The 11,960-nt window shown below is 51.2% G+C and carries 12 protein-coding genes and 1 tRNA gene; 2 read left to right on the top strand and 11 right to left on the bottom strand.

Annotated elements, in window-relative coordinates; genetic code table 11:
• Positions 1 to 39: 39 nt before the first annotated feature.
• Positions 40 to 357: a DUF1292 domain-containing protein gene (locus ACE41H_RS05745; RefSeq protein WP_375353895.1), complete on the bottom strand. Its 318-nt coding sequence runs from the start codon at positions 355 to 357 to the stop codon at positions 40 to 42.
• A gap of 93 nt (positions 358 to 450) precedes the next feature.
• Positions 451 to 1,011, bottom strand: a complete 561-nt coding sequence (locus ACE41H_RS05740; protein WP_375353893.1) for a copper amine oxidase — start codon at positions 1,009 to 1,011, stop codon at positions 451 to 453.
• 202 nt (positions 1,012 to 1,213) lie between these two features.
• On the opposite strand from ACE41H_RS05740, the gene ACE41H_RS05735 reads away from it, so the two are divergent.
• Complete coding sequence (locus ACE41H_RS05735; protein WP_375353892.1) at positions 1,214 to 1,969, top strand: MBL fold metallo-hydrolase; 756 nt, start codon at positions 1,214 to 1,216, stop codon at positions 1,967 to 1,969.
• Positions 1,970 to 2,106: 137 nt separating this feature from the next.
• Here ACE41H_RS05735 and ACE41H_RS05730 read toward each other — a convergent pair whose 3' ends face one another.
• Positions 2,107 to 2,550 (bottom strand): GNAT family N-acetyltransferase, encoded by a 444-nt coding sequence (locus ACE41H_RS05730; RefSeq protein ID WP_375353891.1) that lies wholly within the window; start codon positions 2,548 to 2,550, stop codon positions 2,107 to 2,109.
• Positions 2,551 to 2,812: 262 nt separating this feature from the next.
• Between ACE41H_RS05730 and ACE41H_RS05725 the strand changes: the two genes are divergently transcribed.
• A tRNA-Val gene (locus ACE41H_RS05725) sits at positions 2,813 to 2,885 on the top strand.
• A gap of 547 nt (positions 2,886 to 3,432) precedes the next feature.
• Here the strand turns inward: ACE41H_RS05725 and ACE41H_RS05720 are convergent.
• From ACE41H_RS05720 to ACE41H_RS05685, 8 genes are all read right to left on the bottom strand, one after another.
• Positions 3,433 to 3,645 (bottom strand): hypothetical protein, encoded by a 213-nt coding sequence (locus ACE41H_RS05720; RefSeq protein WP_375353889.1) that lies wholly within the window; start codon positions 3,643 to 3,645, stop codon positions 3,433 to 3,435.
• A gap of 428 nt (positions 3,646 to 4,073) precedes the next feature.
• Positions 4,074 to 5,408, bottom strand: a complete 1,335-nt coding sequence (locus ACE41H_RS05715) for an amidohydrolase family protein (RefSeq protein WP_375353888.1) — start codon at positions 5,406 to 5,408, stop codon at positions 4,074 to 4,076.
• Positions 5,405 to 5,845 carry a cupin domain-containing protein gene (locus ACE41H_RS05710; protein WP_375353887.1) on the bottom strand — a complete coding sequence of 147 codons (441 nt, stop codon included), beginning with the start codon at positions 5,843 to 5,845 and terminating at the stop codon, positions 5,405 to 5,407. Before ACE41H_RS05710 ends, ACE41H_RS05715 begins: the two co-directional genes overlap by 4 nt.
• A 113-nt stretch (positions 5,846 to 5,958) precedes the next feature.
• Positions 5,959 to 7,659 (bottom strand): CocE/NonD family hydrolase, encoded by a 1,701-nt coding sequence (locus tag ACE41H_RS05705; protein WP_375353886.1) that lies wholly within the window; start codon positions 7,657 to 7,659, stop codon positions 5,959 to 5,961.
• Positions 7,660 to 7,753: 94 nt separating this feature from the next.
• A complete protein-coding gene (locus ACE41H_RS05700) occupies positions 7,754 to 9,088 on the bottom strand; it encodes an FAD-binding oxidoreductase (RefSeq protein ID WP_375353885.1) in 1,335 nt (444 codons plus the stop codon).
• A gap of 50 nt (positions 9,089 to 9,138) precedes the next feature.
• The gene (locus ACE41H_RS05695; protein WP_375353884.1) at positions 9,139 to 10,170 is read right to left on the bottom strand and encodes an ABC transporter substrate-binding protein; all 1,032 of its coding nucleotides are present in this window, start codon (positions 10,168 to 10,170) and stop codon (positions 9,139 to 9,141) included.
• 38 nt (positions 10,171 to 10,208) lie between these two features.
• Entirely contained in the window at positions 10,209 to 11,075 is an 867-nt protein-coding gene (locus tag ACE41H_RS05690; RefSeq protein WP_375353882.1) for a fumarylacetoacetate hydrolase family protein, read from the bottom strand.
• On the bottom strand, positions 11,072 to 11,914 hold the full coding sequence (locus ACE41H_RS05685) for a creatininase family protein (RefSeq protein WP_375353881.1): 843 nt from the start codon (positions 11,912 to 11,914) through the stop codon (positions 11,072 to 11,074). Before ACE41H_RS05685 ends, ACE41H_RS05690 begins: the two co-directional genes overlap by 4 nt.
• Positions 11,915 to 11,960 lie beyond the last annotated feature (46 nt).

The following is an 11,960-nucleotide window of genomic DNA, read 5'->3' as shown; positions in this document are numbered from 1 at the left end:
TTCACGGGGCCCCTGCAGCTTGTATGGCCTGGTGCTGAATCAGTCGTTGTACTCCTGAACCAGCTCGTTGAACACTTCTTCAACACGCTTCCATTCTGCTTCGTCTTCAATATTATAAAACACCATCTCTTCGTTCTCTTCCTCAACACGAAGAATGATGCCATCCGCTTCAGGGTTTCCTCGTTCAAGCAAGAGAGCATAAAGCTGATCGTCGACATCAAACGTCTCAACCAGTACAACCTCCACGTCGTTGCCGTTCTCATCCGTTACGGTAAGAATCAGTTCTTCATGCTCGTGGTCATGATCATGGTCGTGGTCGTGTTGATGTCCCTCATGCTCATGTTTGTGATCAGTCATCCATATACCTACCTTCAGTTGGTTTGTTCTTCCTTCCGTATCGTAACATGATCCGGGTGGGAAGGTCAATTTTACCATGCTCCCGAAAGCTGTTCAGGAATCCAGTGCTGTAATGACCTTTTCGGAAATCAGCTTGAAGCTGCTGGTCGGCGTTTCTTTAATGTAAAAGCCTACTCTGTATTTGCCAGCCTTGTTAAAATCATACGTAAAGTCATTCGTACGGAACCAGAAGTTATCCTTCTGCTTACCGGTAATCTCCTGGGCCTGAATATCCTTCACGTTGCCATCCGGGTCCGTAATCGCAATTTTGACAGCTACAATATCGGTGGTCAGGCTGTCAATCTGGGAAAATACGTTAAACTTCAGTTTCCCCTTGTTCACATTCCCGAATACAGTATCTCCCTTGAACAGGAAAATATGAACGTTAGGCTGTTCAAACTGGACTTTGCCGGTAGATGAGTCGTAGCTTACGAGACCGTTGAAATCCCGGATCGGCACATAAGTCGTGCCGTCGATCACATATCCGCCCTCTCTGACTTCCTGTCCGTTTATAATTAATTTGACTGGCTCCTGACTACTAGCTTCGGCGGACAAGACAGATCCTCCCAATGTAGAAAAGGCCATAACCAAAACCAAAACTTTTGTCCACTTCATGTCCCTCATGTCCCTCCATCCATCTTCTGTTGTAAATTTATACTTTGCAAAACTCTACAAGTTGCGCTGCTCCGCTCACAAAATTGCCACTTTTGTCATGGATGGTTTTGCCTGTACCTGTAACCATGTTAATATAACAGGTAGTCCCGAATACCCGGATTGCCAGGGAAATCGATTAACAGAATGAGAAGGAGGCGCCCGAATGACATTAAAGCTGCAGATGCTTGGTACAGGCAGCGCCTTTGCCAAGAAGTATTACAACAACAATGCGCTGCTGGATAGCGGCGAAGCAAAGCTATTGATCGACTGCGGAATCACCGCCCCGCTCGCTCTCCATCAGATGGGGTTGCCGATTACAGAGCTGGATGCCATTCTTATCACTCATATTCATGCCGATCATGTAGGCGGGCTTGAAGAAATGGGCTTTCGCATGAACCTTATCCACGGACGCAAGCCGGTGCTGTATTTGGCGGAGGCACTCGTCGAACCACTCTGGGAAAATACCCTGAAAGGCGGGATGCTGCAAAAAGGTATGTTTGAACGGATGGAGGACATCTTCGAAATCAGACCGCTCGTGCCGGGACAGGCTATCGACCTTGTGCCCGGAATCCAGGCAGAGCTGATCTCTACCAAGCATATTCCCGGCAAGGACAGCTACTCCCTGTACATCAATGAGCGGTTGTTCTACAGCGCGGATATGACCTTCGATCCGGGGATGCTGACGAAGCTGGTGCAGGAACGTGGCTGCAGGGCGATTCTGCATGAGGTGCAGCTGCTCGGCGAAGGAGTAGTACATACCACCCTCGACGAGCTGCTCAGCCTGCCGCCAGAGCTGCAGCGGATGATTCATCTTATGCATTACAGCGATGAAATAGAGACGTTCCAGGGCCGTACGGGCGAGATGGGCATTCTGGAGCAGCAGCGCGTTTATGATGTGGAGAAAGAGCTGGAAGTGTAGTCAGGGTGATTGTGTAATTGGGATTGTAGTGTAATTTGCTGGTAGTGTGATGGTCGGGAGATGGTGATGGGAAAGCCGCAGAAACGGGCATTTTCTGCGGCTTTCGTATGATCTGGTTAGAGAGAAATTTCTTTCAATTACAGCTTTTTACGCATCCGCACATGCGGGATTCCCGCATCATCGAAAGGCTCGTCGGAGATCGTTTCATAGCCAAGCTTCTTGTAGAACACCTCCGCCTGACACTGGGCATCCAGCAGCGAATAATGAAGCCCCAGCTCCCGCGCTCTCTCCTCCATGGCAAGCAGCAGCACCCGTCCGTATCCTTTCGAGCGATAGTTCTTCAGAACAGCAATGCGCTGCATTTTGGCCGTCTCGTCGTCATAAATGGTTACCCTTCCCGTCGCAACCATCTTACCCTCGTCCTGAATCAAAAAATGGTGCGCTGTTCCGGCGAGGCGATCGTGCAGATCAATCTCCACTTCCTCAGGCACGTTCTGTTCCTCAACGAACACCTTGGTACGAATAGCCAGCGCCAGTTGGAGCTGCTCTTCGGTCGTTACAGTTACAATCTCAGCCGCCATGATTTGTCCTCCTACTGTCTATGTATGTATGGCATTAAACCACGTAAGCTGAATTATAATACAAAATCGGCTGGGAAGGTAATGGTGTGTCTTCAGATATGAAGACACACCGACCGGTTAACAGATTAAAGAAACGCATGCCAGGGTGACAGAAATGCTTCGTATCTATTAAAATTGTTTGAAAAAATGAAAATTATTCAGATAGACTGTTGACACATGGGAAGCCTTCGAGTAATATAAACCTTACCGTGATAAATAACTTGATCTGTTAGCTCAGCTGGGAGAGCACCATCTTGACAGGGTGGGGGTCAGTGGTTCGAGCCCACTACAGATCATAGCCGGGAACCCTTGTGTAGCAGGGGTTTTTTCTTTTTATCTTGGATACAATATACCTATATAGATTGGCTCTGGGACAAAACTTCAAATCGAACACATCAACAGACTAAAATAGACTTATTTCTTTACATATTGATTTTGCGTTTTGGCAAACATATAATAGAAACAAACGTTCGTATGCAAGTTACTCCAACGCCCGTTCAACCCATAACAGTAGAAGAACTGAACTAATCAATCTGTATATACTGCTTCCGATGGTCCCGAACGGTAAAGAGAAGATCACAGGAAAGCACCTGCGTAGGGGATATCACCACGATTTTCAGATGTCGTGGAATTTGCTGCAGCTGATTCCAAGGAGGTAATGCGCAAATACTTGGGCTCGCAGGCCGTATATGTATACATAAAATAGGACTGTCCGAAAAGACAACCCTAAAATGGAATGTATCAATAAGAACGCAACAATTGAGATTTCTAATATCTACTTAGTTATACCATCAAAAAAGCACGTCTATGTCCTCATGGATCGTTGGTTAATATTTGAGTTATTTACAATAAGGTTTCGACCAGTTCTAGTTTTAATTTTAGTTCATCTGGTGTTAGGATACCCTTATGTGAAAGAACCTTAAGAATAGTATGGACCTTATCTTTATTTTGAATCCAATCATCGCTATCTATAATCAAGTCGTCTGTCTCAACTTGAAATTTTAAATCTTCGTATTTTTTTCTCATTTCAGTGAGCAAGTTAAGATTTTCATTCATTAATCTTCTTAATTCATCGAATGTAAAGGACCAACAGGAATCCCGTTACCATCATATTCCGAATCCATAACCAACGATTCAAGAATTTTTCTCCGTCTATCTGCTTTACTTGTTCCACCAGACAAGTTATATCTTTTCAAGAAATTCCTTAATGGTTTACCCTCAATAATTTCAAGGATATCTTTATACTTTTCGTTCACAAACACTTATAACACCCCATAGAGAATATTCATTCAGAAATCCAATATATAGCTAAGAATCATTATCTAGCTAAATCTACAGTTTGTCACTATTTTCTTTGAGACAAGCAGATCGAAAGGTAACAATATAATTGCCGGATCGCATACCTTGTGATAATCTCCGATGCTGATCCAAGTGGTAGACTCACCTGATTTTGATACCATCCATTGCTACTCAACCATTCACTATTATTGCTTATCCATCGCATATGCGTGCGCCGCATACAGCCCCGACTGCCAGCCTCCGCAGGTGTATACCCAGCGGCTCATGCTTGTGCCCGACAGCAGTTGCGTTACATCCGCCGCATCTGTGACCACAAAGTCACAGGCGTTGCCTTCCTGAATCCCGTAACCTTCACTGCCCACAATGCCGGCAGGTATGTCCGTGATCATCCGCAGAAGCTGCCGCAAATCCTCCACGCCCCCCATGTGGGCGGCATACGATGTAATCTGCGCGATCTGCGTCAAGTCTGCACGGCCGAACGGGTGAAAAGGGTCCTGAATGTTGTCGGAGGCGGCCGCCAGCGGAATGTCGGCAGCGAGCAGCTCGCGGATTCGTGTTGTCCCCCTGCGGACCAGCCCACGGTCCTCCCTTCCCTGCAAATACAGGTTCACGGCAGGCAGCGTTACCGCATTCAAGCATGCTTCTTTCATCTTCGTGATCACAACCTGCGCATCCTTCTCGTCCATCGCGGACAACGAACAGAGGTGACCTGCCGTCACCCGACCCTGATACCCGTAGCGAATCGTGTGCTCTGCGATGTTCAGCACGGTCCTTTTTCCCGGATCATCGCTTTCATCGGCATGCAGGTCCACCGGTACGCCGTATTGCTCTGCCAGCCGGAAAATGCGGCTGATCTCACCTTCGGGATCTGCCGCCAGATGGGGAGCGCCGCCAAGTACATCGATGCCCATGCGCAGCGCTTCAGCGACAGCTTCATCGACAACTCTTTGATCACCCCGGAACGGAACCATCAGCGAATATTGGATTTTCATGCGGCCGCTCAGCTTTTCCCGTACCTCCAAAGCCGCCGCAATCGTCCGAAAGGCCACCTCCTTGCCAAAATGGACCGGGAAGTCAAGGTGGCTTCTTATCGTCGTTGTTCCGTAGCTCAAGGCTAGCCTGGCGGCCGCCAGCATGCGGACTGCCAACTGCTCCTTGCTGAAATCCGGTACTGCCTGGCTGTAGTTCTCAATAGCCTCTTGAAGCGTACCCGAAATGTTGGACACCTGCTCAAGCGAAAAAGCTTTATCCAGATGCATATGGCAGTCCACCAGGCCAGGCAGCATAATCCCGCCCTGCAGATCAATGCACTCCGCTTCGTCCAACTTTTTCAGATCGGTGCCGGCCAGAGCCGGGACCAGCGCCCGGGTTACACCGGCGACTGCAGCATCAAGGAACCCGCCCTGCTGCCGGATGCTGATCCATTTGCCACCCTCCGCCTTCAGTTCATACCATTGGTTGTCTTCCCTGAGCGGGAGGCGTACATTAATGAAATGCATGCGGCCAGCGGATGCGCTCATTGCGCAATGGCCAGCGTCTTAAGCACGGCCAAATCCTCCTCATCCAGCTCGGCGGCAGGCCCTGCTTTGATCAGATCCGAGAACATTTCGTCAGGCACCATGGTCGTCAGACAGTACAAGCGACTGTCACCCGTGTTGATGATGTCATGATGGTTGCCCGGCGGGATGATAATGAACGAGCCCTGACGAATCGGCGTTTCATATTCGCTGCCTACTTTAGCCAATCCTTCCCCTTTGAGCACATAAAAATATTCATACGCTTCCCGGTGCTCATTGGATGGGGTTCTGCCCCCCACTTCGAAAATTTCCACAAACGACGTAAACGGCACCTGCTCCCTGTCACACAGCAGCACGAATTTGTTCGTATCCTTGGCGGAAATTTTGTAAACAGGACAATGCTCGAAGTTACCGGCTACCAATCCCGGAATATTCACCATATGCCTTCAACCTCACCTTCATTTATTAGAAAAATGTACAATGACATACATTCACAGAAGACAGATCCCATTTATGCGGAAGTTTTTCCTGAGATTATAGGGTGCCTTGTTCTTCACTTTCTTACCGGAAGCGTCAAACACGACGGGGCCAGCTCCGAGCTGCGCACGGCTGTGGTTGCGATATTCAGCCCACTTGTGCCCATCGTATTCACCTGACCCTTGACACCGTTCGGATGGCGCGCGAACAGCGGGAAGGCGCTGCCGGTCAATTCAAGCCGGATATATGTGCCTGCTGGCAGGGTGGCTGCCAGCGGGCGAAGCCGGATTCGAGCTATTCTCCAGCCATTCTCCATCTCCGCCTCATTGCCGCTTATCTCCGCTTCTTCGCTGCAAATTTCCGTACGGCCCACACTCAACAGCCGAGCCGTTCCATTTTCGGAGACGGTTGTCAAAATAGCCACCAGATCGGTTGGTCCGCCCAGCGTCTGATACTGTACATACAGCTCAGGGGTTCCAAACAGCGGGAGCTCCTCGGCGAGCGGTCCGCCCGTATATACCAGAATTTCGTGCCGCTCCTGAATGGCGCTGCGGTCAGATGGCAAATAAGAATCCAGCCGCATCGGCAGACGTGCATCATACACGAACACATCCGGGACAGCTTCCTCCACATCTTCGAGCCGCTTTTCGAGCCTTCCTCCGCCGGATGCGCCGTTGGCTGGCACCTGCGATCCGGACAGATAGAACACCTCGGACGGGGACGTCTCCTCTGCAAAGACGGAAGGCAGCCGTTCCGCCGTATGCCATTCATGGCTTAATTGGTCAAAATAACGGACAGGCGATTCTGTGGACAATTCAGCATCCCTTTTCCCTTTCAGCCAATAATCGAACCAGCGGAGCTGCTCCAGATGATGATCGCCGTCCGCCTGCTCGCCATGATCGATCCCGCCCGCCCTGCGTCCCCATGGAATATGGGCCCACGGGCCAACGATAAGGCGATGGAAGCAGTCTGGACTGGCCCCAGCCTGCAGTGCCTCAAACGTCTGCAGCGTTCCCATCAGATAGCCGTCGTACCAGCCGCCGATATGCAGGGCCGGCACCGGCTGAGCGGTTATATCCTCGATCCAGTTCATGCGCTCCCAATACTCATCGTACTCCGTATGTTCAATCCAGTCATAAAATGCAGGAAAGTAACGCTCCAGAATCGGATGCTTTTCATTCAGCGGCATCTGCCAGAACATATCCTCCGGGCTGCGCATATAGCGCGAGCACTGCTCGGCCGCCGCAAAATCGCCCGCCCTCTGCGCTGTATCCCGCGCCAATTGAAATGCCCACGGCAGATTACCAAGCGCGAAGGAGCCATGCGCGTAAAACAACCCATGGTACAGGTCGGCAGGGCACATGCTGGGCGCAATTGCTTTAAGCGCAGGCGGGTGAAGTGATACCGCCGCCCACTGCGTCAGTCCCTGGTAAGAGAAGCCGTACATGCCCACCTTCCCGGATGACCCCGGCAGAGCGGCTGCCCAGGCGACGGTATCAAAGCCGTCTTCGGCTTCCTGTACAAACGGCTCAAATTCCCCTTCTGATTCTCCCCGGCCTCTGACATCCTGGATGACAACCATATATCCCTTACTTGCATACCAGACAGGATGGGCGTGCGTAACCGTTGAGGCAATCGCCCGTCCGTAGGGCTGGCGCATCAGCAGCACGGGATATTCTCCCGTTTCGTCAGGCATGTAGATATCGGCATATAACGTGACACCATCGCGCATGGTACAGGGAACCTTTCGACGGATAAGCACATCTGCAAATTTCACATCATCCGCTCCTTTGCTGTAAATCCGGACTTACGTCAAAGTCCTTTTAACTTGATCTGCTGCTGCATGCTTCGTATTTCATGAGTTTGTCTTTTCAGACACTGCTGGCTGCCGGACGCTTCAGCTTCTCCTGATTCAAAATTCCTCCCGGATCGTGGCGATGCTTGATCTCCCATAAAAGGTCATGGGCATACGAGCGCCCGCCATCCTTCAAATCCCATGTATGCGGATTATTGACCCTGACCCCATTTTGCTCATACCGGGCCATCAGCCGATTCAGGTGCTCCTCCGTCGAGAAGGGAACGAGCGGCAGGCCGGAAATGAGCAGCTTCCCGTTTTGACGGGCAAATTCAATATGATTCATCACTTCCGGATATTCTTCTTTCATGACCTCTATTTGCTCCAGAGCACGGATTTGGTCAAAATTCAGCTGCAGATAGGTTAGCCCCGGATCGTCCTTTCTCGCCCACAGGGTAGTGTGATTCCAGGTAAAATCGGATACGCCAACTCCTTTGTGGTACTGCTCGGCAGAAATCTTCATCGCCGCCTGTCCGCCATAGTCTGCTATGGCACGCTCCAGCTGCATTTCACAGTCCGTATCGATTTCGAGCAGTACGACAGTCCGCCCGGCGGGGAGATCAAGTGGAATAAAATAAGAGGAAATGGGCCATTCGTGAACGGAAATCAGCCTTTTCACCAAGGAGGAATTTTCAGCAACCGTCTGTCCGAAGCGAAACGCCTGCGCAAAGCTGTCAAACGTCACCGCCCACTGCATCCATTCCACACGCGGGGCCAGATTGATTTCCACCTCGGACAAAATGCCAATCGTACCGTAGGTGTGAAGGTAAGGCAGAATCTCTTCGCCCTGCAGCTCAATCGTGCGCGGCTCCACCTCGACCGTCTTGATTTTCAGAGAGCTTACAAGACCATCCCAGATCGTGCCCCAGCTGATGGAGCCAATGCCGCCGAAGCCGCCGCACAGGAAACCGCCGATGGTCGCCGACTGAAAGGTGGAAGGCATCGTGCGCAGCTCATAACCGGCCTTGCGGGCTGTGGATTCCATTTTGCCGAGCCTTGCCCCGGCCTGCACTCTCATCATGCCCTCTCCCGTTTCGAGCACCTTGTTATACTTGGCCAGGTTCAGCACAATTCCGCCCGTGACCGGGACACATTGGCCATAGTTGCCGGTTCCGTTCCCCCTGACCGTGACAGGAACCCCTGTTTCTGCGGCAACTGACAGCAGGGCGTCCAATTCCTGCTCGCTGCGCGGGGTGGCGATACATTCCGCAAGCTTGCCCTGAAGCTGTCTCGTCAGGATCGGAGAGAAGTGATGATAATCCATCGAGTATTTGGCAAGCGCAGGCTCCTCCCACTGCAGCAGCTCCGGGTCGATCCGTTCTTTTACAATTGCTGTCCAATGTTCATTCATTCCGTTCCCTCCCACTGTTTTCAAGATTTAAGCGGCTGATCGTCACCTTCTCAAGACTTCGGCAGAAACTCGTCCGTGAACACCTTGCTGATATCCGGCTCGGACTTCAAGGCTCCAATCTCTAACAACTGCTGTCCCAGCTCGGCCCAGCGCTCCTTCGTCATATAACCAACACCATGCTCCGCCGCATCGCCTTCATATACAAATGGAATGAGCGTTTCAGCGGCGTAATTCAGCTTTTCTTTGGTGAAATCCGGGTTTTCCTTCAGAATGACGTCATTCACGGTATCATAGTTGGTCTTATAATAATCCCAGCCCTTCATGGAAGCCTCGACGTAAACCCGCACGATGTCTGGATGCTCCTGAATATACTGCTCTGTTGTAAACAGTACATTGGAGTACGGATTATAACCGGCATCTGCCAGCAGCAGGAAATTAACATCCACGTTCTGCTGCTTCATTTCGTATGGCTCACTTGTTACATATCCCTGAATAGCAGCCTTTTCATCCGCTACAAAAGGAGCGAGCGAACCGGTATAGGCCATATCCTGCACCTGATCCAAATTGTATTTTCCCTTCACATAATCCCAGAATACCGACCCTGTCCCGACATAAACGGTACGGTTATTCAAATCGGCAAAGGATGAAATATGCTGGTTAGCATGCACCATCAGACCTTGCGGGCTTTTTTGAAAAATCGTCGCAATCGCAACCAGCGGAATTCCCTGCTCACGGGCAACCAGCAGTTGGTCTGCCGTCGTAAGCCCGAATTGCGCCTTGCCAGAGGCTACAATCTGTGTCGGAGATACTTGCGGTCCTCCTGGCTGGATGGTCATATCCAGTCCCGCCTCTTCGTAGTAGCCCTGCTCCTTGGCCGCATACAGACCGCCATGCTCCGCCTGTGCAAACCAGTTCGTCACCTGGGTGACCGCCGTCAGCTTCCCGCTTTCCCCCGCAGAGCCAGCCGTGCCGGCCGTGGCCTCCTGCTCAGACGGCTGATTACCGCAAGCAGTCAATAATGTTGATAAAGAAAGTACAACAGACAGTAAAATAGCAGATGCGGATTTTCTGATTTTTTTCATCCCATTCCCACTCCCCAAGAAAAAAATGCTGAAGCTGTTTATTCATCATCCGCTACCGGATTACGCAGCGGCGCAAAACCGCTGATTCTGCACTCGGCCGTATCTCCGTGCTGAATCCGGACAGACCCCGGAGTGCCTGTCATAATGACATCACCCGGATAGAGGGTCATCATTTGCGAAAAGTACGAAACGATAAACCATGGATGGTACATCATGCGGGCTACAATATTGCTGTAAGCCACCTCTCCGTTCAATACGGTTTCGACGGTCAGACTCTGCAAATCGCTGATTTCATCAGGTGTGACCAGCTCCGAACCTAGGCTGAAGAATGTGTCAAATACTTTAGAGCGCTGCAGAAATCTCGGATTCCGCGCGTGAATATCCTGGCTAGTCATGTCCAGCGTTGCCGCAAAGCCGGCGATGACGTCCTGCGCGCGCGCTGCCGGCACATGTTTGCAGGTTTGACCAATAATTATGGCAAGCTCAGCCTCCGACGTCACATGTTCAGTTTGCACAGGAATTCGGATAGGCTCTTCCGGTCCGATCAGGCTCGTGTCCGGCTTCATAAAACAAACCGGCTCGGACGCTGGTGGGGTTGCCGCAAGATCAATCGCCTTTTGTATATAATTCATACCGATGCCCCAGATTTTGCGGGGCTGGCGGAAAAGCGGGGCTGGTACGGCCTCCTTCGTCTGAATGGAAATGATCGACGGGAGTTTGTGATCCCCGTGCTCCCTGTACCAATGGATAAGCTGCTCCAATTGCCCCTGCTGTAAAATCTCCATCACGGTCACACCCCAGGCGCTTCCTTCCGCCCGATTGATCTCCTCTATCAGAACATATTGGCCTTCATGCTCCAACGCTGCTCGCTCTTTACCGCCGATGCTCAAACTGACGAGCTTCACAGAGGGCCTCCGGCTGCCTGTTCCACCGGTTTGCCCTTGAGCAGATCCGTAATTTCAAAGTCACACAGCTCCTCAAGCGCTTCCGCCAGAATGGCAGCAATTCTGTCTTGAATGATGCGGCCTTTCTCGGGTGTAGCCAGCGTCGCATCACCGGCAATGCCGGTAGCGGAGATATCGGCCATTTTCCAGCCAAAACGAATCTTGCCCTCCAGTGTCAGAAACCGGTAAGGGGACATATCGGGAACTTCTTTGGCCAAAAATTCATCTTGTACCCAGTCCGGTTTGATGGACATCACGACAGAGGTCTCATAATCGCCACCGTGAATCCCGTACTCCAGCTCCTCGGGAGAGATAAGGTCCTCCGCCACCTTGAGGCTGCCCGGGCTGAGATAAAACACCATCATACCCGTCCTGATCCGGATTTCACGCGAGGCTGTATTCAGTAGATCCACATTGCCGCCATGCGTATTAAACAGCAGCAGCTTGCGGAATCCGCTTGCCTGCAGACTTTCTGCAATATCCAGCATGATGGCGAGCAGCGTGTTCGCTGACAGGGAGATGGTGCCTGGCAGCCCGATATGCTCATTACTCTTGCCATAGGAGACAGGAGGCAGCAGCCATATCTCTTTGTCCAGGCTTACGCGTTCCAGCGTCTGGGTTAATGTCGCTTCCCCGATCAAGGTATCCGTGTATATCGGCAGATGTGGTCCGTGCTGCTCCACAGCGCCCACGGGCAAAATGACCAGCGTCTTGTCCTTCGGCATTTCCTTGATCTGCTTGCTTGTCAGGCGGGGCAAAAAACGCTCCTCCCAGGCCGTACCTTCATATCGTAAAAACATATTGCACACCTCTCTTGTGGCTAATTGTTCTGTAACCGCAGGGAAT

The organism is Paenibacillus enshidis (assembly GCF_042136365.1).
GTDB classification, from domain to species: domain Bacteria; phylum Bacillota; class Bacilli; order Paenibacillales; family Paenibacillaceae; genus Paenibacillus; species Paenibacillus enshidis.
Note: the sequence above shows the minus strand (reverse complement) of the source record. Positions and strands in the feature narration are given on the sequence as shown.